The sequence below is a fragment of the Myxococcus sp. AS-1-15 genome, from assembly GCF_020037055.1.
GTDB classification, from domain to species: domain Bacteria; phylum Myxococcota; class Myxococcia; order Myxococcales; family Myxococcaceae; genus Myxococcus; species Myxococcus fulvus.
Genome location: NZ_JAIQDF010000003.1, coordinates 1 through 24,408, shown reverse-complemented (window position 1 = coordinate 24,408; position 24,408 = coordinate 1). Strand labels below are relative to the sequence as shown.

At 68.7% G+C, this 24,408-nt stretch carries 21 protein-coding genes, 1 tRNA gene and 1 pseudogene; 9 read left to right on the top strand and 14 right to left on the bottom strand.

Features of this window, described 5'->3' with window-relative positions; all coding sequences use genetic code 11:
* Nucleotides 1-217 precede the first annotated feature (217 nt).
* Both K8625_RS09610 and K8625_RS09605 read left to right on the top strand, forming a co-directional pair.
* Nucleotides 218-1,501 carry an amidohydrolase family protein gene (locus K8625_RS09610; protein ID WP_223782898.1) on the top strand — a complete coding sequence of 428 codons (1,284 nt, stop codon included), beginning with the start codon at nucleotides 218-220 and terminating at the stop codon, nucleotides 1,499-1,501.
* A 50-nt stretch (nucleotides 1,502-1,551) separates the two neighbouring features.
* Nucleotides 1,552-2,097: a peroxiredoxin gene (locus K8625_RS09605; protein WP_223782514.1), complete on the top strand. Its 546-nt coding sequence runs from the start codon at nucleotides 1,552-1,554 to the stop codon at nucleotides 2,095-2,097.
* 10 nt (nucleotides 2,098-2,107) lie between these two features.
* On the opposite strand, the gene K8625_RS09600 is transcribed toward K8625_RS09605, so the two are convergent.
* The 6 genes from K8625_RS09600 to K8625_RS09575 form a co-directional block, all read right to left on the bottom strand.
* Entirely contained in the window at nucleotides 2,108-2,617 is a 510-nt protein-coding gene (locus tag K8625_RS09600; protein ID WP_046716146.1) for a GNAT family N-acetyltransferase, read from the bottom strand.
* A 107-nt stretch (nucleotides 2,618-2,724) separates the two neighbouring features.
* Nucleotides 2,725-4,830, bottom strand: a complete 2,106-nt coding sequence (locus K8625_RS09595; RefSeq protein WP_223782513.1) for a chloride channel protein — start codon at nucleotides 4,828-4,830, stop codon at nucleotides 2,725-2,727.
* Between the two features lie 100 nt (nucleotides 4,831-4,930).
* Nucleotides 4,931-5,749, bottom strand: coding sequence for a DUF1109 domain-containing protein (locus K8625_RS09590; RefSeq protein WP_223747187.1), 819 nt, complete (start codon nucleotides 5,747-5,749; stop codon nucleotides 4,931-4,933).
* On the bottom strand, nucleotides 5,746-6,270 hold the full coding sequence (locus tag K8625_RS09585; RefSeq protein WP_223747188.1) for an RNA polymerase sigma factor: 525 nt from the start codon (nucleotides 6,268-6,270) through the stop codon (nucleotides 5,746-5,748). The genes K8625_RS09590 and K8625_RS09585 overlap by 4 nt, the downstream gene beginning before the upstream one ends.
* A 168-nt stretch (nucleotides 6,271-6,438) precedes the next feature.
* Nucleotides 6,439-7,530 (bottom strand): acyl-CoA desaturase, encoded by a 1,092-nt coding sequence (locus K8625_RS09580; protein WP_223782512.1) that lies wholly within the window; start codon nucleotides 7,528-7,530, stop codon nucleotides 6,439-6,441.
* An 86-nt stretch (nucleotides 7,531-7,616) separates the two neighbouring features.
* The gene (locus K8625_RS09575) at nucleotides 7,617-9,053 is read right to left on the bottom strand and encodes a site-2 protease family protein (RefSeq protein WP_223782511.1); all 1,437 of its coding nucleotides are present in this window, start codon (nucleotides 9,051-9,053) and stop codon (nucleotides 7,617-7,619) included.
* 94 nt (nucleotides 9,054-9,147) lie between these two features.
* Between K8625_RS09575 and dusB the strand changes: the two genes are divergently transcribed.
* On the top strand, nucleotides 9,148-10,170 hold the full coding sequence (gene dusB, locus K8625_RS09570; protein WP_223782510.1) for a tRNA dihydrouridine synthase DusB: 1,023 nt from the start codon (nucleotides 9,148-9,150) through the stop codon (nucleotides 10,168-10,170).
* 15 nt (nucleotides 10,171-10,185) lie between these two features.
* On the opposite strand, the gene K8625_RS09565 is transcribed toward dusB, so the two are convergent.
* Entirely contained in the window at nucleotides 10,186-11,472 is a 1,287-nt protein-coding gene (locus tag K8625_RS09565; RefSeq protein ID WP_223782509.1) for a glycoside hydrolase family 1 protein, read from the bottom strand.
* A 363-nt stretch (nucleotides 11,473-11,835) separates the two neighbouring features.
* Here K8625_RS09565 and K8625_RS09560 point away from each other — a divergent pair, with 363 nt between their 5' ends.
* The 4 genes from K8625_RS09560 to pyk all read left to right on the top strand — a co-directional run bounded on the left by K8625_RS09560 (nucleotide 11,836) and on the right by pyk (nucleotide 16,160).
* Entirely contained in the window at nucleotides 11,836-12,054 is a 219-nt protein-coding gene (locus tag K8625_RS09560; RefSeq protein ID WP_046716140.1) for a hypothetical protein, read from the top strand.
* A gap of 98 nt (nucleotides 12,055-12,152) precedes the next feature.
* Entirely contained in the window at nucleotides 12,153-13,610 is a 1,458-nt protein-coding gene (locus tag K8625_RS09555) for an NFACT family protein (RefSeq protein WP_223782508.1), read from the top strand.
* A 154-nt stretch (nucleotides 13,611-13,764) separates the two neighbouring features.
* On the top strand, nucleotides 13,765-14,631 hold the full coding sequence (locus tag K8625_RS09550) for a hypothetical protein (RefSeq protein ID WP_223747251.1): 867 nt from the start codon (nucleotides 13,765-13,767) through the stop codon (nucleotides 14,629-14,631).
* A 101-nt stretch (nucleotides 14,632-14,732) separates the two neighbouring features.
* Nucleotides 14,733-16,160, top strand: coding sequence for a pyruvate kinase (gene pyk, locus K8625_RS09545; RefSeq protein WP_223747194.1), 1,428 nt, complete (start codon nucleotides 14,733-14,735; stop codon nucleotides 16,158-16,160).
* A gap of 239 nt (nucleotides 16,161-16,399) precedes the next feature.
* Here pyk and K8625_RS09540 read toward each other — a convergent pair whose 3' ends face one another.
* Complete coding sequence (locus K8625_RS09540; RefSeq protein ID WP_223782507.1) at nucleotides 16,400-17,929, bottom strand: HD family phosphohydrolase; 1,530 nt, start codon at nucleotides 17,927-17,929, stop codon at nucleotides 16,400-16,402.
* Between the two features lie 172 nt (nucleotides 17,930-18,101).
* Here K8625_RS09540 and rpe point away from each other — a divergent pair, with 172 nt between their 5' ends.
* The gene (gene rpe / locus K8625_RS09535; RefSeq protein WP_141325276.1) at nucleotides 18,102-18,758 is read left to right on the top strand and encodes a ribulose-phosphate 3-epimerase; all 657 of its coding nucleotides are present in this window, start codon (nucleotides 18,102-18,104) and stop codon (nucleotides 18,756-18,758) included.
* A 10-nt stretch (nucleotides 18,759-18,768) separates the two neighbouring features.
* Here the strand turns inward: rpe and K8625_RS09530 are convergent, their stop codons facing one another.
* Entirely contained in the window at nucleotides 18,769-19,149 is a 381-nt protein-coding gene (locus tag K8625_RS09530; RefSeq protein WP_046718495.1) for a two-component system response regulator, read from the bottom strand.
* Between the two features lie 266 nt (nucleotides 19,150-19,415).
* Here K8625_RS09530 and K8625_RS09525 point away from each other — a divergent pair.
* Nucleotides 19,416-19,492 (top strand) — tRNA-Pro (locus K8625_RS09525).
* Nucleotides 19,493-19,719: 227 nt separating this feature from the next.
* Here the strand turns inward: K8625_RS09525 and istB are convergent.
* From istB to K8625_RS09500, 5 genes and pseudogenes are all read right to left on the bottom strand, one after another.
* Nucleotides 19,720-20,439 carry an IS21-like element helper ATPase IstB gene (istB, locus tag K8625_RS09520; RefSeq protein ID WP_223782897.1) on the bottom strand — a complete coding sequence of 240 codons (720 nt, stop codon included), beginning with the start codon at nucleotides 20,437-20,439 and terminating at the stop codon, nucleotides 19,720-19,722.
* Between the two features lie 221 nt (nucleotides 20,440-20,660).
* Nucleotides 20,661-21,221: a hypothetical protein gene (locus K8625_RS09515; RefSeq protein WP_223782506.1), complete on the bottom strand. Its 561-nt coding sequence runs from the start codon at nucleotides 21,219-21,221 to the stop codon at nucleotides 20,661-20,663.
* Nucleotides 21,218-22,429, bottom strand: coding sequence for an ImmA/IrrE family metallo-endopeptidase (locus K8625_RS09510; RefSeq protein WP_223782505.1), 1,212 nt, complete (start codon nucleotides 22,427-22,429; stop codon nucleotides 21,218-21,220). The genes K8625_RS09515 and K8625_RS09510 overlap by 4 nt, the downstream gene beginning before the upstream one ends.
* A 421-nt stretch (nucleotides 22,430-22,850) precedes the next feature.
* Nucleotides 22,851-23,663, bottom strand: a complete 813-nt coding sequence (locus tag K8625_RS09505) for an ExeA family protein (RefSeq protein ID WP_223752235.1) — start codon at nucleotides 23,661-23,663, stop codon at nucleotides 22,851-22,853.
* Nucleotides 23,660-24,408 (bottom strand): annotated as a pseudogene (locus K8625_RS09500) (hypothetical protein); the annotation flags it as partial. The gene K8625_RS09505 and the pseudogene K8625_RS09500, both read right to left, overlap by 4 nt.

Genomic DNA, 24,408 nt, shown 5'->3' with positions numbered 1-24,408 from the left:
TCGTGCGACGCGCCTTCATCTCCGCTCCCACCTCGAGGTGTGCGCCGGGGTGTGACGGACCCCGAGATCAATGAGGGCCACCACGTCCGACGTCGCGGGTGGTGCGGTGTGCCTTACGCGGGGTGTGGGCGCCCCATCTGCTCGCTCGCGCGATGAGGGAGTGAGAGTGCTAACGTCCGGGCCCGCTGCCGCGCTTCGTTCTTCGTTCGGAGGGATGTTGGGAACCGTCCTCAAGGGTGGTTACGTCGTCGAGTTGGAGCCCGCGGTGGTGGAGCGCGTGGACCTGCGCATCGAGGGCGAGCGCATCGTCGCGCGAGGGCCGGACCTGGCGTCCCAGCCGGACGACGAGGTGGTGGCCCTCTCCGGCAAGCTCGTCTTCCCGGGCCTGGTGAGCGCGCACCACCGGCTGCACGCCGTGCTCGGACGGGGCATGCCGCGCAAGGCGATGGAGACGTACCAGGACAGCCTGGAGAAGGTGCTCTGGCCCTACGAGGACGCGCTGGACCTGGACGCCGTCCAGGTCGCCGCCTGCGCGGGCGGCCTGGAGGCGCTCCAGTGCGGCACCACCACGGTGGTCAACCTCCACTCCTCCCCGAGCGCGGTCTCCGGCTCGCTGGTGCGCCTGGCGCGCGGACTCCACGAGGTCGGCGTGCGCGGCGTGCTGGCCTACGCCGTGTCGGACCGCAACGGCGCGGTGGGCCGCGAGGAGGGCCTGGAGGAGACGGTGGGCTTCGCGCAGAAGGCGCAGGGTCGCTTCCGCGGACAGGTGGGCGCGGGCCCCTGCTTCACGCTGGGCCCCGACGCGCTCCAGGGACTGACCGAGGCTGTGAAGACCGCCAACACCGGCCTGCACCTCCCCCTGGCCGAGGACCCGCTCGACGAGCGACTCTCCAACGAGCGACACGGTGACTCGCCGGTGCCCCGGCTCCTGGCCGCGGGGCTGTTGTCGCCGCGCAGCCAGCTGGCGCACGTGGGGCACCTGGCGTGGGCGGACCTGGCGCAGGTGATTGCGACGGGCGCGTGGATGGTGCACACGCCGCGCGCCAACCAGGGCCTGGAGGTGGGCTACGCGCCGGCGCTGAAGTTCGGCGCGCGCGCCACGCTGGGCGCGGATGGCGTGTCCGCGGACCTCTTCGCGGAGGCCCAGGCGGCGTACCTGCGCTCGCGCGAGGCGGGGCAGGTCATCGACGTGCTGCGCTACCTGGCCAACGGCCACCGGCTGGCGTCCGCGCACTTCGGCGTGCCCATGGGCTCCATGCGCGAGGGCGCGCTCGCGGACCTGCTGGTGCTCGACTACCTGCCCGCCACGCCGCTGACGGCGGAGAACCTGGCGTGGCACGTGGTGTTCGGCCTGGGCAGCCGCCACGTGGAGGCGGTGATGGTGGACGGGGTGTGGCGCATGTGGGCGCGCCGGCCCTTGTCGGTGAACCCCTCGGTGGTGGCGGAGCAGGCGCGCGAGGCCGCGGCGGCGGTGTGGGCCCGGATGGGTGAGACGACGTAGGCCCTCGGGGTCGCTTGCCCGGGAGTGACGGGTCCGCTCTTATCCGAGGCATGCTCGCTCCCATACTGCTCGCAGGCCTGCTCAGCGCCGCCATCCCCGCCGTGGGGGACACCGCCCCGGACTTCACGGTGAAGGACACCGACGGCAAGGTCTACATCCTGTCGGAGATGGTGAAGCAGGGCCCCGTCATCGTCGCCTTCTTCCCCAAGGCCTTCACGGGCGGGTGCACCAAACAGCTCAAGGCCTTCACCGCCCGGCACGCCGAAATCGAGAAGCTGCAGGGGCGCGTGCTCGCCTTCAGCACGGACGACGCGGAGACGCTCAAGCGCTTCAAGGCGGAGCTCGCGGCGCCGTTCCCCTTCATCCCCGACCCGGAGGGCAAGGTCGTCGAGTCCTACGACGTGAAGATGCCCCTGGTGACGGTGTCCAAGCGCTACACCTTCGTCGTGGGCGAGGGGCGCAAGGTGCTCAAGGTGGACGCGGGGGGCGACGCCATCGACCCGTCGGGCGCCATCACCTCCTGCTCCCAGGCCCAGCCCGCCGCGAAGGAGCCCGCTCCCGCCACGCCGGCGCCCGAGGCGAAGCCCAAGCCGTAGCGCCCGCGCTTCAGCGTCCGGAGCGCGGCGGCAGCTCGCGGTTGTCGAACATCTGCGCGGGCGAGTCGTCCACGAAGGTGTCCTCGAACCGCCCCTGCGTGTACTCGCGGATGACCTTGCGCCAGAAGGACGTGGCCGCGTGGTTGGCGGGCAGCTGGGACACCTCCCACAGCCCGCGGAAGCGCTCGAACACGGCGACGGCGGCGCGCCGGCCCAGGCCGTAGCCCCGCTCGCCGCGCAGGATGAAGAACTCGCTCATCCGGAAGTCGCGCCCCGGCGTCATGTACGGGAAGGGCGCCTGGGCCACGAAGGCGAAGCCCACCGTGCGGCCCTCCCAGCGCAGGAGCAGCGGGTGGACCTCCGACGACGGCGCCAGCCACGTCGGCAGGTAGTTGGGTGCCCAGTGGCCCTGCTCGTCCAGGCGGTAGCCGACCCCGAACTCGCTCAAGTCGTGCAGATAGAGCGGGTACAGGTTGCGCAGCAGCGGATGCTCGGCTGGGGTCGCGCGGCGTAGCTCCAAGGACGCCTCCGGAAGGGGCGCAGCATGTCCCATCCCCCGCGTGGCGACCACCCTCGCCATGCGGGCTCTTTCGTGGGGTGACACTGACCCCCGGCTCGGGGTCAGCGTCAGTGCGTGACTTCGGACGCGCCGACGGGCGCGTCACCGCGCGCGTGGTGCCGGGCGTGCTGGGCGAAGAGGAAGCGACGCACCGCCGCGCGGGTGAGCAGCCCCCGGGTGGCGATGCCCGTGGGCGCCGCGACGGGCAGCGCGTCCACGTCCTCCTGGTCCATCAGCCGCAGCGCTTGCGCCAGGTCCGTCTCCGGCGTGAGCACCGGCAGCTTGCGCGACAAGTCACTGGCCACCAGCAGCGGGTAGACGGACTCGTCGCGCCACACCTCGCGCAGCTGCTCCACCTGGACGATGCCGTACACCTCCCCCGCCGTGTCCAACACCGGCAGCGCGCCCGTCTCGGACGTGAGCAGCAGGTCCGCCAGCGGACGCACCGGCAGCCCCGCGGGCACGGGGGCCACGTGCTCCATCAGCGTCTGCACGTGGGTGCTCTCCAAGAGGTCCGCGTCGCTCAGGACCTTCGCCGCCTTGCGCTCGATGAGGTAGTGGCACAGCGCGGAGGCGATGGTGCACGTCACCATCAGCGGGAGGATGATGTCGTGGTTCCCGCTCAGCTCGTACAGCATCATCATCCCGGTGAGCGGGCCGCGGTTGAGCGCCGCCACCGCGCCGCCCATGCCCACCAGCGCGTACGCCCCGCTGGGGCCGGTGCTGGCCGGGAAGAAGTAGTGCACCAGCGTGCCGAAGGCCCCGCCCGCCATGGCGCCGATGACGGCCGCCGGGAAGAAGGTGCCGCCCGAGCCGCCCGAGCCGATGGTGACCGCGGTGGCCACGAGCTTGAGCAGGCACGCCGTCACGAGGAAGAAGAAGGGCAGCTTCCCCACCGCCGCCAGGTTGATGTAGTCGTGCCCGCTGCCCCACACCGTGGGGCTGATGAACGCGAGCACGCCCGCGCACAGCCCGCCCAGGCCCGCGCGGAACGGCAGCGACTTCCTGCCCAGCCACGGCGACAGGGTGCCCGGCATCCGTCCATGGAAGAAGTGCTCCACCCCGTGCAGGAGCCGCACGAAGGCGAAGGCCAACAGGCCACAGCCGATGCCCAGCGCCGCGTACGCCAGCACCTCCGAGCCGCTCACCAGCTCGTACGGCACCTGCCGCAGCATGGGCGCCTCGCCCAGCACGCCCTGGCTCACCAGGGTGCCCGCCACGCTGGCCAGGATGATGGGCGAGAAGACGCGCAGCTCGAACTCGCGGAGGATGATCTCCATCGCGAACACCGCGCCGGCGATGGGCGCGTTGAAGGACGCGGAGATGCCCGCGCCCGCGCCGCAGGCCAGCAGGATGGACAGCTCCCGCCGGCTGAAGCCCAGGACGCGCCCCACGCTGGAGGCGAACGCCGCGCCGCCGTACACGATGGGCCCCTCGCGTCCGGCCGAGCCACCCGAGCCGATGGTGATGGCGGACGCCACCAGCTTCAAGAGGCCCCGGTCCGCCGGCACCACGTTGGCGCCGCTCTTCACCGCGCGCACCACCTCCGGCACGCCGTGGCCATGTGTCTCCGGCCTGTCGCGCAGCAGCCGTCCCACCGCCATGCCGCCCAGCGTGGGCGCCAGCAGCATCAGCCACCAGGGCAGGTGCGGAATCGCGTCCGCCAGCGAGTGCGAGTGGCCGAAGACGCTGTTGAGCGCGGCCAGCGCCACCAGCGGGTAGTAGAGCGACAGCGCGCCCAACGTCAGCAGGGCGAGCAGCCGCAGCCGTCGCTTCACCTCGTCGCGAGGGCCCCCCGGCTCGATGACCCGCGCGAGCAGCAGCCCGCCCAGCGCCAGCGGCGCTCCGACGATGGCGTACTCCGGATGCCACCGCGCGGAGGCGAACGCCTCCCACAGCGTCAAGAGCTGGCTGCGGCGCAGCGTGTGCGCCAGCTCGGCCGTGCCGAACGTCAGGCCCGTCACCAGGCCGATGAGGTTGGCGAAGATTCCAGCGGCCAGTCCGCTGTAGAGGCCCACCACCGCGCCCGCCACCGGCAGCACCGAGGGGCCGGGCAGGCGCAGGCGGTTGGAGGCCTGCAAGGTCGCGTGAATCAGACGGCTCAGGTGTGCTCGCGCCCGCGCCCACAACGCGCGCTGGGAGGACGTCCCGGGCGGAGGTTCATCGGTATTCATTGGTCCTCCCACTAACCCATCGCGAACGCGGATGCTTCAACGTTCGTGAAGGGCCTGTCGGAACCTGGGCACGGCTCCGAGCCAGGGAGGAACAGGCGGCCTAGGGCGCGTGGCTGCGGGTTGGCAGCAGGGCGCGCAGCAGCAGGGTGATGCCCCCGAGCGCCAGCCAGGGGACCACGTGCCCGGCGAGCAGGTGAGGCGTCGTCCCGTCGGCGCAGTGCAGGTGGAGCACCAGCAGGCTGACCCCTCCGGCCGACAGTCCGGCGGCGAGCGCGCGCACCGGGTGGTACGCGGAGCGACACAGCAGCACCAGCGTGAAGGCGAGCGGCACGGCGGTCACCGCCAGCTCGGTACCCGCGCAGCCGAGGATGCCCGCCATGAGCGGAGCCGTCCGCACCCCGGAGCCCGACAGCACCACGGTGGCGCCCACCGAGAGCATCACCGCGATGACGCCGCCCCAGGGCACCGTCCTGCGATGAGGCGCCAGGGCGACATAGGCCCCGGAGGACAGGAGCGCGGTGAGCAGCAGCCCCACGCCCACGATGACGGGCACGTCGGCCCGGTTCGCCACCCAGGCCCCGTGGGCCAGCACGGCCAACGCCGTCATCGCGATGGCGCCGTGCACCCCCAGGAGCAGCAGCAGCTCGTGCCACCAGGGCCGGGCCCGGGGCCGCCGGGCCAGCGCCTCGTACGCGAAGCTGTGGGCCGCATCCAGGGACGCGCCCTCGCTCGCGAGCCGCTCGGTGGACGGCGCCAGCACCTCTCGCGCGAGGGGGTGGGAAAGCTTGCCAGGCGCCCCCATCAGGTCGAAGCCCCCCGTCATCGCCCGGCAGTCCGCGCAGGTCGCCACGTGGGACTCCAGCTCCGGGGGCAGCATCTCGCCCAGGCGGTCCATCACCCGAGAACACTCCGGCGTCATTCCATCGTCTCCGTGCGCAGGGCCGTGAGCAGCTCGCGCAGCCGCGCATAGCCCCGGTGGGCCCGCACCTTCACCGCGCTCTCGGTGAGGCCCAGGGTGTCGGCGATTTCCGCGAAGCCCATCCCCTCGAAGCGGTGCAGCAGGATGGGGATGCGCTGTCCTTCGGGGAGCTGGTCCAGCGCCTGCCGCACGGCCCGCTCCAGGCCCACGTCGCGCGGGCCGGTGCGCTCGTCGGCGACCACGGGCAGCTCGCCCTCGGGCGTCAGCTCCTCGGGCCGGCGTCCCCGGCGCTGGAAGTCCCGCGCGGCGTTGGTGGCGATGGCGTACAGCCACGGCTTGAAGCGCGAGCCCGGCTGGAAGCGCCCTCGCGAGCGCACCAGGGACATGAAGGTGTGCTGCACCAGGTCCTCGGCCGTGGCCTCGCTGCCCGTCAGGCGGGTGAGGTAGCCGCGCACCGGCCCCGCGTGGCGCTGGAAGAGCGCGTCGAACGCCGGGGGATGTCCCTCGCAGAACCGCGCCATCAGCACCTCGTCGGGATCGGCGGCGACACAGGCGCGCACCGGGTCCTCTCCGGTACGCGCGGGCGCTGAGGCGGGTTTCATCGGCGGAGGCGGAGGCGGAGCCACGGACCGGCGCACTCTATCCCGTCACGGTGGACCCGGAAGCAAGGCGCGCCGCCCGGCTGCCGCTCACGGCTTGAGCAGCGGCTCGGGTGTGGGTGCGGAGGAGGGCAGGTGGTCCGCGGCGGCGGCCAGCGCCTCGCGCACCTTGCCCTCGGCGGCCGTCTTCGCGGCGAGGAGCTGGGCCTCCGCCGCGGACCTCGCGGCGACCAGCTGCGCCTCCGCGGCGGACTTCGCGGCGACCAGCTGCGCGCGAGCCCCACCCGCGCCGAAGAAGCTCGTCGGCGCGGCCAGCTCGGCGCGCTCCTCGGCCGTGTACTTGAGGTACGAGTACTTCGTCGCCTCCGACGGCAGCCGCAGGCCCTCCACCACCTTGAACCAGGAGAGCACCTTCAGCGAGTAGTAGCTGAGGTCCACCTCCCACCAGAACCAGCCCTGGTTGGCCGTGTTCTGGTGGTAGTGGTGGTTGTTGTGCCAGCCCTCGCCCAGGGTGACGAGCGCGAGCAGCCAGTTGTTCCGGCTGGTGTCCGTCGTCTTGTACCGGCGCTTGCCGAAGATGTGGCTCAGGGAGTTGATGGTGAACGTCCCGTGCCACAAGAGGGTGGTGCTCACGAAGTAGCCCCACACCAGCATGGAGAACCCGCCGATGAAGTAGAGCGCCACGGCCAGCGCAATCGACGGCACCAGGTGGAAGCGGTTGAGCCACACCAGCTCCGGGAAGCGCGCGAAGTCCTTGATGCCCTCCATGCGCGTCTTGCCGTACTTGTCGCAGAGAATCCAACCCACGTGGCTGAACCAGAAGCCCTTCTGCACGGGCGAGTGGATGTCCTCCCCCTGGTCCGAGTACCGGTGGTGGTGGCGGTGGTTGGCCGCCCACCAGAGGACACCCTTCTGCGTGGACGTGCTGCCCACCAGCGCCAGGATGAACTGGAAGACACGCCCTGTCTTGAAGGCCCGGTGGGAGAAGTAGCGGTGGTAGCCCGCCGTGATTCCCCACATGCGGACGATGTACAGCCCCACACACACCGCGATGTCCACCGGCTTCGCCCCCACGACGAAGGCGAACAGGCACATGAAGTGGACGGCGAAGAACGGGATGGACGACAGCCAGTTCAGTCGCTCGTCGTCCGCTGGAGCCGCGGCAGGAGAGGATGTCTGCAAGGGAGCCTCGTGAGCGGAAGGAAGGCGGCGGACCCGAAGGTGCGCAGCCTCATCCCGCATCAACACCCCCTCCTGTCATGCCTCTGTCAGGAGGCGACGGATTGCTTCAGCTCCGTCAACCACTCCTCGAAAGCGGGCTGGCCGTGCAGCGCCGTCAGGTCCGAATCGGACGCCGCATACGCCGCGTCCCGGAAGCCCAGCTCGCTGGCGCGCCGCAGCATGCGCATCGCGTCCGTGACGTTGCGCGCCCGGGCATGGGCACACGCGGCGTCGTACGCGATGCTCGCGCTCGGCGCGTGCTCCAGCGCCGCCTCGCCCACCGCCGCGGCCTCCGAGTACGCGCCCCGGATGAACAGCACGCGCTCGGCGCAGGAGTACGCCGCCGCGGGCTCCACGCCCGGCAGCTTGAGGGCCTCCGGCGCGCGGCCCAGGCGGATCAACGTCCCGGCGTACTCGTGCATCACCGTGCGGTCCGACGACGTCTGCCAGGCCTGCTTCCACCAATCCAGGGCGCGGGCGTCATCCCCCACCAGGGAGAAGGACGCCGCCACCGCGTGCGGCTCCACTTGCAGCCCCTGCACCTGGGAGAAGTGGTCCAGCGCCTGCCGCCCCTGGCCCTCCTTCAGCGCCACCCAGCCGAGCAGGTGGTGGGCATGGCTCGCCAGCTCCGGCGTCAGCGCGTCGCCACCCTCCAGCACCTGCGCCCCCAGCCGCCGCGCGTCGTCCATCCGCCCCGCGTCCAGGGCGAACTTGCCCTCGCGCAACTTCTGCGCGAGCGGGTTCTCCAGCGCGCCGCTGCTCAGCGTGCCCGAGGAGCCGGAGCCCAGCGCCTCGGTCAGCATCCGGAACGCCTGGTAGCCGTACATGGCGAAGAAGATGCCGGCGAAGAGCCAGCCGGTGCTCAGGCTGTAGCCCACCACCGCCACGCACACGAGCAGGGCCAGCCCCTGGGACACCACCATGCCCCGGCGCGGCCCGAAGATGCGCGTGGACAGGGTGTTCACCAGCCGCCCGCCGTCCAGCGGCAGCACGGGCAGCATGTTGAAGATGGCCCAGATGAAGTTGGCCCCCGCGAAGGTGCGCAGGAAGAAGTCCAGCGCGGGTGAGCCCCCGCTCAGGAACAGGTACCCCACCAGGCACACCACGCCGAGCATCAGCCCGAACAGCGGGCCCGCCACGGTGATGACCACGTCCCGCTTCCAAGGAAGGGGGCCGGGGGTGTCGGTGGGCAGGGTGTGGCCGCCCAACCAGACGAGCGCGATGCTCGGCCGATAGCCGAAGAGGCGGCTGGCCAGGGCGTGCCCCAGCTCGTGGACCAGCACGGACACGAAGACGATGAGCATCCAGGAGAGGACGAACACCCCCATCGCGCTGGCCTGCCCCAGCGCGGGAGCCCCCGCGACCTGGGCGAAGGGCCAGCCGTTCTGGGCCGCTCGCATCGACGTGTACGCGATGATGGCGGAGACCAGCAGGTGGCTGGGATGGACCTCGACGGGAATGCTCCCGAGACGAAAGCGGAACATGGAGACGGACCTTAACCGTTGAAGGGCGGTTGCGCAGTCCGGAGCGCACATCCCGCGACCGGTTCTTTCGATTCCGCTAGGTTCCCCAGGCTCCATGCTGCGACTCGGCCCCTTCACGCTCGCGAATCCCTACGTCCTCGCCCCCATGGCCGGGGTCTCCGAGATGCCCTACCGGGTGCTCGCCTTCCGCATGGGCGCCGCCCTGTGCCCCACCGAGCTCGTCAGCTCCCAGGGGCTGATGCGGGCCAACCAGCGCACCTTGATGTACCTGCGCTTCGACGCCCAGGTGGAGAAGCCCTACTCGCTCCAGCTCTATGGAGGAGACCCGGAGGCCATGGGGCTCGCCGCCAGCGTCGGCAGGTCCCACGGCGCCCAGCTGCTCGACATCAACATGGGCTGCCCCGTGAAGAAGGTGACCAGGAACGGCGCGGGCAGCGCGCTGCTCTCCGACCCGCCCCGCGCCGCCGCCATCGTCCGCGCCATGCGCGAGGCCTCGGGCCTGCCCGTCACCTGCAAGATTCGCTCGGGCTGGGACGCCCGCTCCCGCAACTACCTCCAGATGGCGGAGGCCCTCCAGGAGGCGGGCTGCGCGGGGCTGGCCATCCACCCTCGCACCCGCGAGCAGGGCTACTCGGGCAGCGCCGACTGGAGCGTCATCGCCGACGTGAAGCGCCACTTCCCCGAGCTGCCCCTGTTCGGCAACGGCGACGTGAAGAGCTGCGAGGACGCGCGCCGGATGCTGGAGACCACCGGGTGCGACTTCGTGATGATTGGCCGCGCGGCCCTGGGCAACCCTTGGATTTTTCGCGAGCTGAATGGAGGCGAGCCGCCCACCCCCGAGGAGCGCTGCGCGCTGGTGCTGGAGCACTTCCACGCGCACCTGGCCTTCGTGGGGGACCCGCTCGGCGCGGTGCGCTCGTTCCGCCGGCACCTGGGCTGGTACGCCCATGGCCTGGTGGGCGCGGCGGTCTTCCGGGCCCGGGTGAACACCCTGGACGCACCGGAGGCCGTCGCCGACGCGGTGCGCGCCTTCTTCGCCACCGCGGACCGCGCCTCGAACTCGGGCGCGGCCTCCGAGGAGGAGCAGGACGTCGACTACCGGGCCGCGCTCGGCTGAGCGGCCCGGAACTTCTTACAGCGGGGCCACGAGCTTCCGCCCGGTGGCCACCCGCCGGAAGTAGTCGCACGCGGGCGTGGGCCTGCGCTCCAGCGTGTCGAAGTCGACGTGGTAGAGGCCGAAGCGCGGGCCCCAGCCCTCCAGCCACTCGAAGTTGTCGAGCAGGCTCCAATAGAGGTAGCCCTGCACGTCCACGCCCTCGGCCCGCGCGGCGAGCACCTGTCCCAGGTGGGTGTGCAGGTATTGGGGCCTGCGCGTCCCGCTCCGGTCGTCGATGCCGTTCTCCGTAATCCACACCGGCTTGCCGTAGCGCTTCACGTCGCGCAGCGTCTGGAGGAAGCCCTCGGGCCAGTCCTCCCAGCCGATGTCCGTCAGGCCCCGCCCCTGGGTGTCGCGGTACTTGAACTCGATGAACGGCGGCCGGGGCACGAAGCGCAGGTGCGCGCGGCTGTAGTAGTTCACCCCCACGAACTCCGCCGAGTCGCGCGCCTCCGGGATGTCCACGCGGGTGGTGGCCACCCCCGGCATGTTCACCCGCAGCTTCCCGGTGGACAGCGCCTCATGGAAGGCGTGGTTGTACGCCTGGCCCCCCAGCCGCACCAGCGCGCGGTCCAGCGGGTTCCACCAGCGGTCCGGCGCGAAGGCCAGCATGTTCTGGGAGATGCCCGTCTCCACCCGGCCCAGCCTCTCGCCCACTTCCCGCCGGGCCACCACGTGCGCGCGCACCAGGTTCTCCAGCGCCTTCATGGTGAGCGCCCCGTCGGCGATTCCCGGGGGGATGGCGCCCTGCAGGTAGCCGCCCAACAGGAGCACCATGGGCTCGTTGAAGGTGATGACCCGCGCGTCCAGCCCCTCGAGAAGCGCCGCGCACCGGCGGGAATAACGGCGGAAGACCTCCACGCTCTCGGGCTGGTGCCACGGCGTCTCGCGGTGGAACCAGGTGGGGTGGGTGAAGTGGTGCAGCGTCACCACCGGCGTGAGGCCGTGGGCCTTCATCTTGAGGAGCCGCTCCCGGTACCCCTCGAGCGCCGCCTCGTCGAAGCGCCCGCGCTCGGGCTCGATTCGCGCCCACTCCAGGGAGATGCGGAACGCGGTGGCCCCCACCGCCGTCGCCAGCCGGTAGTCCTCCTCGTAGCGGCTCCAGTGGTCCACCGCCCGCCCGCAGCGCGCGTGGGGCTCCTTCAATCTTCCAGCGCGCTCCCACTCGGCCCAGTCGTTCTCGATGCCGCCCTCCACCTGGTACGCCGACGTCGCGACGCCGAAGGTGAAGTCCGCGGGGAAGGTGCGCTCGGGGGTCCTCATCGTGGCCGCGCACCGTAGACGCCGACCTCCCTCGCGAAAAGCGCCGCATGCCGCTCGGGCCTTTGCGCGGCAGCCGACAGTGCGTCCGCGCGAGCGCGGAAGCGAAGGCCTCCGTCGCGTCCGGAGCCGGAAAATCGGCCTCGCGCGCGATTCGGCGACGCGCCTCCGAAGTGTCCGCGAACCTCCGTTCGAGGCCCTCGGCACCGCTCGATGCCGAAAAATCGGCCTCGCCGCGCGATGCAATACATCACCATGCGTTGACACACTGGTGTGTCGCCCGTACCATTCACTTCAAGCACTCACTTTCATCAGGAAGAGTGCAGGGCCCCGGTTGACTGGGGCCAAATCACATGGAGGGTTCTGATGGCCGCCAAGAAGAAGACCGCGAAGAAGACCAGCGCGAAGGCTAAGAAGACGACCACCCGCAAGACGGCTGGCAAGACCGCGACCAAGAAGGCCGCGGCCAAGAAGGGCGGCGCCCGTAAGACGGCGGCTCGCGCCAAGAAGGCCCCCGCCCGTAAGAAGGCGGCCCGGGCGAAGAAGACCAGCGCGACGGCGGCCCCGGTTACGCCGGAGTCCTGAGCAGCAGGTCGTCATTCGCGGACGTCGGTTGACGTCCGGTGAACGGCTCGGCGAAACCCGCCGGGCCGTTTTTCTTTTGTCCGGACAGGAGGTTGCCCGTGTCGCTGCGTCCCGTGGAGCTCTCACAGGTGGTGGCGGAGGTGGGCAGTCAGCTGACGGGAGCGGTGGCCCAGAAGGCCTGGTGCCCCCTGCCGAGGCTGGCCTACCTGGAGCTGCGGGTCCCCGGACGCTCCATCCTCCTGTGCCTGTGCGCGGAGGGAGACCTGGCCCGCGTCTCCGCCGCCACCTCCCGCTTCCCCACGCCGGGCGAGCCCGCCCCCTTCCAGCGCTGGCTCCGCCACGAGCTGACCGGCGCGAAGCTCACCGGCGCCCGCTTCATGGAGGCCGAACGCGTGGTGCGGCTCGACTTCGAGCGCGAGGAGGTGCGCCGTCACCTCGTGATGGAGCTGGGCTCTCCGGGGGGACTCCTCCTCTCGAGCGAGCAGAACCGGGTGCTGATGCTCTCGGGCGAGGGCTTCGGACCCCGCCGCAATCTGTACCCAGGCGCTGCGTGGACACCGCCGGAGCCCATGCCCGCCGAGGCGCTGGAGAAGGCGCTCAAGGTCGCCTCCCGCCTGGTGCCAACAGCGGGAGAGGTGCTCCCTTATTCCCACGCGGCCGAGCGGCTGCTCGGGGCCCGCGACCAGCAGAGCCGCGCCGAGTCCATCCGCCGTCGCCTCGCGCAGCCGTACCGCGCCCGCCTCAAGCGCTCCTCGCGCACCCTGGAGAAGGTGAGGGCGGAGGCCGCGCGGGGGCCGGAGGCGGAGAAGCACCGCCGGCTGGGGGAGCTGCTCGCGCAGAACCTCTTCCGCCTCAAGCGCGGCGCCACCGAGGTGACGCTCACCGAGTACACGGAGGAGGGCGCCCAGGAGGTCCGGGTGCCGCTGGACCCGAAGCGCACGCCCAAGGAGGAGGCGGACTGGCACTTCCACCAGTACCGCCGGCTCTTGCGCGGCGTGGAGCAGGCGCGCCACCGCGAGGCGGAGCTGGCGCGCGAGGTCGCCCACGCCCAGGCCTCGCTGGAGCAGGTGGAGCGCATGGACGAGGCGATGTTGTTGGCCCAGGTGGAGGTGCTGCACGTCTCCTCGGGGAGCGACGCGACGCCGGAGGGGCGGCCCTTCAAGGAGTACGTGGGCCACGCGGGCGCGCGCATCTGGGTGGGCCGGGGCTCGGAGGACAACGACACGCTCACCTTCAAGCTCGCGCGGCCCTGGCACCTGTGGCTGCACGCGCGCGGCGTGCCGGGCAGCCACGTGGTGCTGCCCCTGGAGAAGGGACAGGAGCCCGCGCAGGAGGCGCTCCTCGACGCGGCGCACCTGGCGCTGCACCACTCGGGGGCAAAGGGCGAGCCCCGGGGCGAGGTGAGCTACGTGCCGGTGAAGTTCGTGCGCAAGGTGAAGGGCGGCGCGCACGGGCAGGTGACGTACACGCGCGAGAAGACCTTCGTGGTGCGCATGGAGCCCGAGCGGCTGGAGCGACTGCTCAAGTCCCGTCACACCGAGGTGCCCGCTCCGTGACGGATGCCGCCCCCGGAGTGTGAATCACCCGGGGACTCGGGGCGGACGCGGTTGACGGGCTGACGGAGGGCAGGCGGGCAGGGGCCTGCGGCCTTGAGTCCGGAGCCTTGGCGGGTACGATGCGCGCCGAGTGACCTCCGAGTTTTTCCGTCAGATGTCCCTGTTCCCACGCGGCCTCTCCGCGGCCAGTCGGGCCACGGCGGCGGCCGCGGAGCCGCGTGCCCCGGACGTCGTCGCGGAGCTCGAGGCGCAGCTGGCGCCCCCGGCGCCCCGTCCTCCTCCGCCCCGCAACCGGGTGCCCGAGGAAGCGCCGCGCATGCTCAACGTCTCCTCCACGCGCGAGGACATGTGGAACCGCGCGGAGTCGCTCGCGTGGCGGCTGAGCGCGGAGCTGGGGATGCCGGTGAAGCTGGCGGTGACGGACAACCGCTCAACCATGGTGTCCTTCCGTCGGGGAGGCAACGCGCTGCAGCTGCGCCTGCACCACATGTTCCTGGACGCGCCGGAGACGGTGGTGCGCGCGGTGGCGGACTACGCGGGCCGGGGCCACCGCACCGCGGGCGTGCTGCTGGACGAGTACATCCGGGGACAGCAGCCGCGCATCCGTCAGGTGCGGCGCGAATCCGACGCGGACCTGAACCCGCTGGGTCGCTGTTTCGACCTGCAGGCGCTTTACAACGGGGTCAACGCGACATTTTTCGACAACGTCATCCAGGCGCGCATCGGCTGGGGGCGCATGCCGCCCCGGCGGCGTCGGAAGTCCATCCGCCTGGGCGTGTACGACCATCAGACGCGGGAGATTCGCATCCACCCCGCGCTGGACAGGCCCGAGGTGCCGGCCTTCTTCGTGGAATTCATCGTCTACCACGAGATGCTCCATCAGCTCTTCCCGAGCACGGGGCGGGGCGGGCGCCGCGTCCACCATCCGCGCGCCTTCCGGGAGCGCGAGCGCACGTACCCGCACTACACGGCGGCGCTGCGCTGGGAGCGGGAGAACCTGGGCGTGTTGTTGCGCGGTTGATGGCTCTTCTGCTCGCTGGCTCATTTACCGGTTTACCGAGCGAAGCGACCCGTGGTGCGTGCTTGACGCCTCCATGAGGTCCACCCATCCTCCCGAGCCATATGCGACGAGCGAAGATTGTCTGCACCCTCGGGCCCGCGAGTCAGAGCCAGGAGATGTTGGAGGCGCTGCTGGAGAACGGCATGGACGTGGCGAGGTTGAACTTCTCCCACGGCAGCCACGAGCAGCACGCGGAGAACATCGCCAAGCTTCGCGCGGCCTCGCTGAAGGTGCGCAAGGCGGTGGGCATCCTGGGTGATTTGCAGGGCCCGAAGATTCGCACGGGCCGCTTCACCCAGGGCAGCACGGAGCTGAAGGAGGGGGGCACCTTCCACATCACCACGGACGAGACGGTGCCGGGCACGGACGACATCGTGTCGACGACGTACCCGTTCCTGGCGGCGGACGTGAATCCGGGGGACCGCATCCTGTTGGATGACGGCCTGCTGGAGCTGAAGGTGCTCCACACGGACAAGCAGAAGCTCATCAAGACGGAGGTCATCCACGGCGGCACGCTGAAGAACAACAAGGGCATCAACCTGCCCGGCGTGGCGGTGCGCGCGGAGGCGCTGACGCCGAAGGACCGTGAGGACCTGGTCTTCGGCATCAAGGCGGGCGTGGACTACATCGCGCTGTCGTTCGTGCGGCAGCCCTCCGACCTGGACACGGCCCGTCAGGCGATGGCCGAGGTGGGCCGCACGGTGCCCATCATCGCCAAGCTGGAGAAGCCGGAGGCGATTGCCCGGCTGGACGCCATCCTGGACAAGACGGACGGGGTGATGGTGGCGCGCGGCGACCTGGGCGTGGAGATTCCGCCCGAGGAGGTGCCGGCGGTGCAGAAGGACATCATCCGGCGTTCGAACCTGCGCGGCCTGCCGGTCATCGTGGCGACGCAGATGTTGAACTCGATGATCGACAACCCGCGTCCCACGCGCGCCGAGGCGAGCGACGTGGCGAACGCGGTGTTCGACGGCGCGGACGCGGTGATGCTGTCGGGCGAGACGGCGAGCGGCAAGTTCCCCATCGAGTCCGTGCAGATGATGGAGCGCATCATCCTGGCGGCGGAGTCCTCGTCGCGGGTGCAGGGGCTGTCGCCGCGCATCGACGCGCCGCTGGGCGTGCCCTCGCACTTCCCGGACGTCATCGCGCGCGTGGCGTGCGAGGCGGCGAAGGCGAGCAACGCGTCGCTGATTGCGGCCTTCACCCTGTCGGGTGTGACGGCGCGGCTCCTGTCGCACTACCGGCCGACGGTGCCGATTGTGGCGTTCAGCCCGAACCAGGAGGTCCGTCGGCGACTGGCGCTCCTGTGGGGCGTGGTGCCGCGGGTGCTCGAGCCCATCCAGGACACGGAGGCGATGGTGCGCCGCGTGGAGGAGGAGCTGCTCGCGCGAGGACTGGGCCGCAAGGGTGACCGCATCGTCATCGTCTACGGCGCGCCCGTGGGCCAGCCGGGGAAGATCAACAGCCTGCGGCTGCACACCATCGGCTGAAGCCTGACGCCGTGAGGACCTGGGGCTCGCTGCTTCGCGCGGCGGGCCCCGTTTGGTTTCTGGGGTCAGTGAAGTGCCGTGCTTCGAGGGCCGAGTACTGGACGAGGGCGGAGCCGGAGCGAACCGTCGCCCGCCAGGCCTGGACTCGGCGAGGGCGGAGTTCCTACGCCGTGCTTCGACGGCCGAGCCCTCGGCGAGGGCGGAGCTGGTGAATGAGCTGTGCCAGAGAAGCCGGTCCGCTACTTCGGCGCGTGCTTCAGGGCGCGGCGGGGAATCTCGGCCTCGACGAAGATCTTGAACAGCTCGGGGTCGAGCTGCCCGTTCTGCGTCTCCTTCTTGAGGATGTCGAGCGCGAGGGTGTGCGGCACGGCCTTCTTGTAGGGACGGTCGCTGGCGGTGAGTGCGTCGTAGATGTCGGAGATGGACATCATGCGCGACTGGACGGGGATGGTGCGCTCGGGGATGGCGCGGGGGTAGCCGGTGCCGTCGAGCTTCTCGTGGTGCGCGTACGCGATTTCGGGCACGCGGCGCAGGGCGCGCGTCCACGGAATCTGTGTGAGGAAGCGGTAGGTGTGCTCGACGTGGCTCTCGATTTCGCGGCGCTCGTCGGCGGAGAGGGTGCCGCGGGGGATGGAGAGCGACTGGATTTCGCGCGGCAGGAGCAGCGGCTGCGTCTGGCCCGCGTCGTCCTGGAAGTTCAGGTGGCCCAGCTCCGTGAGCCGCTCGAAGCCGCCCTGCGCCAGCACCGTGGGCCGGTTGCAGGTGAGGACGAACTCGAACACCTCGTGCAGGTGCTTGAGCTCCGTGTCGAGCCGCTCGGTCTCCTCGGCTTCAATCTCCGCGAGCGCCGAGTCCCCGCGCTTCTTCACCGCCTCGAACCGCCGCCGGTAGCTCTGCAGCTGCAGGTCCTTGCGAGCGAGCTGGAAGCGGGCGCGCAGCACCTCGAGCTCATGCGGATAGAGCTTCTCCGCCTTGACGAGGACGTTCTCCCGCACGCCGACCTTGCCGAAGTCGTGCAGGAGCGACGCGTAGCGCAGCTCCTGAATCTCGGTGGCGGAGAAGCGCACCTGGGTATACGGGCCGGTGGACTGGTGCTCCAGCGCCTGGGCCAGGGACACGGTGAGGTCGGCGACGCGGCCCGAGTGACCCGCCGTGGTCGGGTCCCGCTGCTCGATGGCGACGACGGAGGCGGAGACGAACCCCTCGAACAGGCGGTTGATCTCCTCGTGGAGCAGGGCGTTCTCGATGGCGCCCGCGGCCTGCGCGCCCAGGGCGAGCAGCAGCTCCTCGTCCTCGGCGTTGAAGGCCAGGTCACCGAGCTTGTTGAGGGCCTGGATGACGCCGGTGACGTCGCCATTCGCGTCGCGCATGGGGACGCAGAGGATGGTCTTCGTCTGGTAGCCGCTGGAGACGTCGAACGAGCGGTTGAAGCGGGTGTCCGCGTAGGCGTCGGGGATGTTGATGATGGTGCCGGTGTGGGCGACCTGGCCGGCGATGCCGCTGCCCACGGGGAGCCGGATTTCGTTCTTCGAGCCCTGGGCCACCTTGCTCCACAGCTCGTTGCGCTCGCGGTCCAGGATGAAGAGCGAGCACCTATCCGCCTCCACCACCTTGGTGGCCTCGTAGAGGATGAGCGGCAGCAGCAGGTCCAGGTCCCGTTCGGCGCTCATGGCCTTGGCCACGTCGAGGATGGACGTGAGCTTCGCCAGGCGGCGGGTGAGGTCGGGCTGCGGCGGAGTCGGCTGCTGCGCGAGGGCGGAAGAGGGCACCGGGTGGCTCCGGGCGAGGTGTGTCCTGCGGTTGTGCAGGATTCCAAGGTTGTAACACGCCCGGGCAGGTGGTCGCCCTGGGGCCCGACCTGCTTGGTTTTCTGCTTTAGAGCGGACGTCGGGGAATTCCTTCGCTGTCGGGGTGAAAGGGAGCGGGGTATGTAGCGCCCCCATGAGCCGCCGCCCTGTCCGAATCTCGCCCTCGCTGTTGTCTTCAGACTTCGGTCGCCTGGCCGAGGAGGTCCGCGACATCGAAGCCGCGGGCGCCGATTGGATTCACGTCGACGTGATGGATGGGCGCTTCGTGCCGAACCTCACGATTGGGCCGGTGGTGGTGGAGGCCATCAAGCGGGCGGCGACGAAGCCGTTGGACGTGCACCTGATGATTGTCGAGCCGGAGAAGTACGTGGAGGCCTTCGCGAAGGCGGGGGCGGACGTGCTGACGGTGCACGTGGAGGCGAGCCCGCACCTGCACCGCACGCTGCAGCAGATTCGTCATGCGGGGGCGAAGCCGGCGGTGGTGTTGAACCCGAGCACGCCGTTGTCGGCCATCGAGGAGGTGCTGGGGGACGTGGAGATGGTGTTGTTGATGAGCGTGAACCCCGGGTTCGGGGGGCAGGGGTTCATCGAGTCCACGGTGGACAAGGTGCGCCGGCTGCGCGCGATGTTGGACGCGCGGGGGCTGGACACGGACATCGAGGTGGACGGGGGCATCAACGCCGAGACGGCGAAGAAGGTGGTGGAGGCGGGGGCGACGGTGCTGGTGGCGGGCAGCTACGTCTTCGGGGCGAAGGACCGGGCGGCGGCCATCCGTTCGCTCCGGGGGTGACGGCGGGGTTTCAGGCCCGGGTGCGAGCCACGGTGGTGGCGAGTCGAGCGACGCGGGTCATGAAGGTGGGGTCGAAGGGCTTCACCTCGTAGTCGTCGGCGCCGAGCTCGAAGCAGACGTGGCGGGTGAACTGGTCCTCGACGCCGCTGAGGATGATGACCTTGCACTCGCGGGTGGCGGGGTCCTGCTTGAGCTGGGCGAGCAAATCCCGCCCGTCCTGGTGCTGGTTGATGTCCAGGATGATGACGGCGGGCCGGTGGAGGCGGGCCAGCTCGAGGACGCGCTCCGACGTCGTGTCCGAGATGCACGTCAGGCCGGACCGCTTCGCCTCCCGGGCGAGGGCCGACACGATGAGCGGTTCATCATCGGAGATGAGGACGACGGGGGGCATGTTCGTATGGAGCTGCACGGCCAGCTGCCTTCTCGGCCCAGAGGGGACTGGTGAATATATCCGGAACTATCGGAATGTCAGGACAATTGTTAGAGGAGGCAAGGGGCGAGGGGAGGAGCGAGGGTCTTTTCGGACCGCAGGAGGGTGTGGAGGTGGGGAGGGGGAAAGAAAAGGTGATCCGAGGACGTTGACTCAGCCGTGAGGCTCGGGTACTACCGCCGCACTTTCGCCGGTCCCGAGGAGTACCCGCCGGCGGACGGACATATCGGGGAGTGGCTCAGCCTGGTAGAGCACTTGGTTCGGGACCAAGGGGTCGCAGGTTCAAATCCTGTCTCCCCGACCATGATTTGACGGGCTGGAGATCCTTCGGGGTCTCCAGCCCGTTGCCGTTTAGGGGCCCGACGGTTGCTCGACCCGAGGCTGCTGTGGGCGGGTTTGTGTCAAGGACCGGGGTCATGGACTGCGGGAGGGTCGGCCAAGCGGATCGGGTTGCTGAGCTCGTCAGGGAGCCGCTGCTCAAGTTCGCGGCGTTGACGAGGTCGGGGTCGGCCAAGCGGATCCACGCCGTGGCTAGCGCGCTTCCGCAGCGGCGGCCTTTCGGCGCCGGACGGGAGGCGGATTGCGGTAGCTGTCGCCTTCGATGACCAGGACATGCGAGTGGTGCAGCAGCCTATCCATGGCGGCGCTGGCCATCAGCGGGTCCCCGAAGAGCGGAGGCCACTCTTCGATTGCGCGATTGGAGGTGATGACAGTGCTCTTGCGCTCGTTCCTCTGTCGGACGACTTCGTAGAGGTCCACCGGCTCGTCCTGTGTCAGCCCGCGCAGGCCGAGGTCATCGATGATGAGCAGGTCCGGCGAGGTGAAGCGCAAGAGGCGCTTGTCGTAGGAGCCGTCGCCCCGGGCGGAGCGCAACTGCATGAGCAGTTCGTGGGTGCCGACGTATAGGGTGCTGAAGCCAGCACGGCACGCGCGGTGGCCGAGAGCCTGCGCCAGGTGGGACTTGCCCACGCCGGTGGGGCCGACGATGAGCACGTTGTCGTGGCGCTCGAGGAAGCCGCAGGTGCCCAGCTCCAGCACTTTGGCCTTGGGCACGCTGGGGTTGAAGTGGAAGTCGAAGTCCTCCAGCGACCTGGCGTGCTCGAAGGAGGCGCGACGCACGCGCTGGGAGAGTTGCTTGGAGTCGCGGCGCTCCACCTCGTCTCCCAGCAGCCGGTAGAGGAATTCGGAGTGGGAGAGGTTGTCGTCCACCGCCTGCTGACGTCGAGAAACCCAAACTGCATCATCAGGGATGGAAGACCAAGTCCCAGGAACTTATCGCACGCTTTTCGAAGCAAGCGTAGGCGGAGTTTCCAGTTGGCATTTCCCTTGAGAAGAGCTCGCTGATGGCAACACCTTCCGGTCGCATGCGCACTTTGTGCTGCGGGAAGGAAAGATGCTGCCTCCCCGCTACTGCGAGTAGTTCCTTGTGAAGGCGATGTCGAGAGCCCCGCTATGCACTGCCCTTGATCTATTTACGTATCCGGAGTCTTTCTGCTCAGGGAACGCATCAGATGTTCATTGCGCAGGTCGAAGCGACAGTGATAGCGGTTGCTCAGTAGCCTTTTTTGAAGGTCTTCGAGTTCATATTCGCTCAGATGGGCACGCTCGGCCGCCTCAAGTAGCACATCCTCAATGCTCTGCCATTCAACGAGCGGGGTTGTGTTGGCAGACATCCAGTTGCGACATTTCCAGTCATCACACAGTACGCCACCACCTTCTCGTCCTGCGATGATTGCACAGGCCAATTCGCCGAGGCCTGCCTTTCTTGGGGCGTTCAGTTGTGCAATTCGATCAAGATCGCCAAGAGTCAAGTTCCTTAATGTGATTTGACCAGAAGTGACGACCGCTCTTGCTATCTCCTGGGTTTCAGGGTGGGCTCTTTCACCCAGCAACTCAACCTTGAACACATACTCAGGGAAAGCTATGGGATTTCTCAGAGTTACGACCAGTCGTGTTTGCTCGATAATAAGGGAATGGATAAAGGTCGAGCTATCTAGCATCCAAAGGCCGACCTTGCCTTGAGCGAGCGTCATAGAGCGATTCCCGTTTCCACAGCAAAGGATGCCGCCTGCCGAGGAGTCATGTCTAGCATTTCTGTAAACCGTCCCATGGTAATCAAATTGCTAGACACGGCACGGCGAAGGAGCTCCAGGTAATAGGAACTCGTGCCATATTCTGTGGCAACTTGACGGCGCTCATACTGTTGCTGAGTTAGACCAAGAGGAACTTCCGGGTCGCGCTTCTCGCTCCGCGGGATTCGCTTGGGCATAACTTTCTTGAAGGACTCCAATGTTTTCTGAGAGATCCAGCCCTTGTCCTTCAATCGGATCGCAACCGTCACGGTGTTAATACGGTAGTCTCTTCCAATTCTGAGGGTAAGTTCGGCCACATCATCCGTCGTCTGGGGCTTGGGATAACGGTCTAGAGCGCTCAGGGGGAGAAGAAACTCTGAGGCAAAATTATTCGCTCTCAGCTCTATCCAATGGCTTTCTCGTTCAGACTGGGGTGTTTGTGTGCTGTCGCTCCGGCCTAATTCCCTATTGTTGTAGTACGAAACGATACAGCTTTCTCGATCAAGAACGCCTCGTTCAAAGAGGACATGGCAATACTCGTGCGCGGCTGAGAAAAATTGCCGAAACAAATCGTCATCGTAATTGATGAGGGCGCAAACCCCAGCCCGTGGATGGAGAAGCGTAACGCCTGAGAGATTTCCGTCTTCTAGGCGCTGACGCATCAGGCCGATTCCCTGCCGACGCATCAAATCGAAGATGTTCGAAATGGGCTCGTTTCCTAAGCCTAAGCGCTTTCTTTCGGCTTGTGCGGCCTGCTTTCCTTGATCCTTGTGTAGGATGTTTTTTTCGAATCGGTACACAGGAGGCGGAGACGGCTTGGGACACCCGAGCAGTATCTCTAGATCATGCTCTGCGGCTGCAAACGACATGAAGCGCCGAAGAGCTAAGAAATCTTTGGGATTAGGGGCTGCGAGCGCCCTAAATAGCTTCTTGATCCCCGTCTCAACGTCATCGAGACTTCGCGAGATAAAATAGCGAAAGTCTGTCTTGAGTGCCTGGGCGAGAATCAGAATGTAGTCTCCAGGCACAGGAGACAAGATGCCAGACTCAAGCTGTTCAATCACTATGGGTTGGACACCGAGAATCGCGGCCAACTGAGCCGGAGAAAAGCCAACCTCAATCCGTACTTCCTTGATTCTCCGTCCGATCTCTTCTGGGGGTAATGGCATTGCTCCTCATGCGTGAGCATTCTCAGCGGAAGATTTGCCTCAAGATATGCCAACAGGGTTCGAGTGTGCCACTGACATGTAGGAGCAAGGGGAACCCTGCTAGGGGAAGTAGACTGGCGTAAGAGTCTACGGAGGAAATTGTAGGAGAGAGTATGTCGGTGCCGACATGCTCTGTCTCCCACTTTGTCCTACGTCGGTGGTCGCATTCGCACTGCCACCATGTGGGGCTCGGTGGACTTGGCGCGCATTGTCGGCCAGTCGCTGCGTAACCGTCCGGCGAGCGACGTGGCGGGAGGCATTGCCGAGGTAGCAGTCGTGGTGGATGTTGCGAGGCGAGCTGGTTGATGGACGAGCGAGCCGCCTGGTTGATGGGCATCACCGAGCGCGAGCGTCAGCGCGCGCGCCCGGTGATGGGAGTGGCCTAAAGAGCGGCGGAGTCGGTGTCGAGCACGCGTGCGAGGACGTCGCGCTCGACGAGCTTCTTCTTGCGACGCGCGGCCTCGCGAAGTGCCGTGGTCGCGAGCCGGTCGATGTCGCGGTGGGCGCCGGAGGCGGCCTCGTGGAGCATGGCCATGGCGTCGGAGGCGAAGAGTTCTCGCTCGCAGCCCGCGTTCTTCAGGCGCAGGCGGAGATACTCCGCGGTGTCCTCGGGTCCAAGCGCGTCGATGGCGAGCCGGCGTGCGAGTCGGGAGGCGAGGCTACGGTTGCGGCGCATCGCGAGGCGCGAGTCGAGTTCGGGCAGGCCGACGAGGATGAGGGAGAGGAGTGCCTTGGAGTCCCACTGGTAGTTGAGGAGGATGTGGAGGTGGTCGAGCACGTCCTGGTGGAGCAGGTGCGCCTCGTCGAGGAGGAAGACGGGGTGGACGCGCTCGCGACCGAGTTCCTCCACGTGGCTGGACACGGCGTAGAAGACAGCGGCGGCGGTGGCGGACGGGGTGAGCCCGAGGGCCAGACACAGCTGGCGGTAGAAGTCGCGGCGGCCCAGCGTGGCGTTGTGACAATAGGTGAGGCGGAAGCCCGCCTGGGGAAGCCGGTGACGAAGCGCGCGCAGGACGCACGTCTTGCCGACGCCGGGCTCGCCCACCAGCATGACGCTCTGCCGCTCGCGCACGGCTTCGCAGAGCTCCTCGACGAGGCCCGTCTTGGAGGTGGGCAGCCAGAGGTCCGCGTCGGCAATCTCCTTGGAGAAGGGCGCCTCGGAGAAGCCGAAGTGGGTGACGTAGGCGGGCGTCATGACTCACCTGCATCGCGATGCCGGGGAGGACGGCCGACGGCGCGGTCGAGCAGCGCCAGGGGCGGGTCAAACGCGGGGTGTGGCCGGGACGTCTCGTCGTGGATGGGAGGGCGACGCAGCGGCCGCTTGCGGCGCGAGTTCTTCACGGCGTCGACTGGGTGGAGAGCGTAGCGCTTGCCCTCGAATTCGGCCCAGGGCGTCTCCCCCAGGTCGACAAGGCAGCGGCACAGGTGCACGAGGCGCCCGGCGAGGTGGCCTGCGTCGAGCTCGTAGTCGACACCGTCGACGACGACGGTGGTATCGCGCCGCACGCGTCGGCGGGTACGGGTGGTGAGGGCCTCGCGCAGCTTCGCCTCGTCGAAGCCATCAGGCGCCCGGGGCGCGGCCTCGAAGACGGTTTTCGGTGTCGCGCCCAGGAGGGCCGCATGCGAGGTGACGTGGTAGTGCGCGTCGAGGAAGGCGCAGAGGCGGACATTGACGTCGTGGAGGGAGGCGACGGGCCCGAGGAAGTCGAGGCAGCCCTCGCGCAGCGTGCGCCAGAAGCGCTCCATCTTCCCGCGTGCGGGGGCGTCGTAGGGCCTGGCGTGCAAGAGGGAGGTGCCGATGCGAGCGCACGCGGTGGCGAGTGTCTCGCCCCGGTACGTGGCGCCATTGTCCAGGTAGAGGGCGTCCGGAGGGCCATGCTTGCGCAGGGCGCGCACCATGAGGCCCAGCATGTCCACCTCGCGCTCGGTGTGGTGGGCCT

Bases quoted from the DNA above. Each gene is read 5' to 3' on its own strand.
- K8625_RS09605 (WP_223782514.1), top strand. From the start codon at position 1,552: ATGCTCGCTCCCATACTGCTCGCAGGCCTGCTCAGCGCCGCCATCCCC.
- K8625_RS09595 (WP_223782513.1), bottom strand. From the start codon at position 4,830: ATGAATACCGATGAACCTCCGCCCGGGACGTCCTCCCAGCGCGCGTTG.
- K8625_RS09590 (WP_223747187.1), bottom strand. From the start codon at position 5,749: ATGACGCCGGAGTGTTCTCGGGTGATGGACCGCCTGGGCGAGATGCTG.
- K8625_RS09585 (WP_223747188.1), bottom strand. From the start codon at position 6,270: ATGGCGCGGTTCTGCGAGGGACATCCCCCGGCGTTCGACGCGCTCTTC.
- K8625_RS09575 (WP_223782511.1), bottom strand. From the start codon at position 9,053: ATGTTCCGCTTTCGTCTCGGGAGCATTCCCGTCGAGGTCCATCCCAGC.
- dusB (WP_223782510.1), top strand. From the start codon at position 9,148: ATGCTGCGACTCGGCCCCTTCACGCTCGCGAATCCCTACGTCCTCGCC.
- K8625_RS09565 (WP_223782509.1), bottom strand. From the start codon at position 11,472: ATGAGGACCCCCGAGCGCACCTTCCCCGCGGACTTCACCTTCGGCGTC.
- K8625_RS09560 (WP_046716140.1), top strand. From the start codon at position 11,836: ATGGCCGCCAAGAAGAAGACCGCGAAGAAGACCAGCGCGAAGGCTAAG.
- K8625_RS09550 (WP_223747251.1), top strand. From the start codon at position 13,765: ATGTCCCTGTTCCCACGCGGCCTCTCCGCGGCCAGTCGGGCCACGGCG.
- pyk (WP_223747194.1), top strand. From the start codon at position 14,733: ATGCGACGAGCGAAGATTGTCTGCACCCTCGGGCCCGCGAGTCAGAGC.
- rpe (WP_141325276.1), top strand. From the start codon at position 18,102: ATGAGCCGCCGCCCTGTCCGAATCTCGCCCTCGCTGTTGTCTTCAGAC.
- K8625_RS09530 (WP_046718495.1), bottom strand. From the start codon at position 19,149: ATGCCCCCCGTCGTCCTCATCTCCGATGATGAACCGCTCATCGTGTCG.
- K8625_RS09515 (WP_223782506.1), bottom strand. From the start codon at position 21,221: ATGACGCTCGCTCAAGGCAAGGTCGGCCTTTGGATGCTAGATAGCTCG.
- K8625_RS09510 (WP_223782505.1), bottom strand. From the start codon at position 22,429: ATGCCATTACCCCCAGAAGAGATCGGACGGAGAATCAAGGAAGTACGG.
- K8625_RS09505 (WP_223752235.1), bottom strand. From the start codon at position 23,663: ATGACGCCCGCCTACGTCACCCACTTCGGCTTCTCCGAGGCGCCCTTC.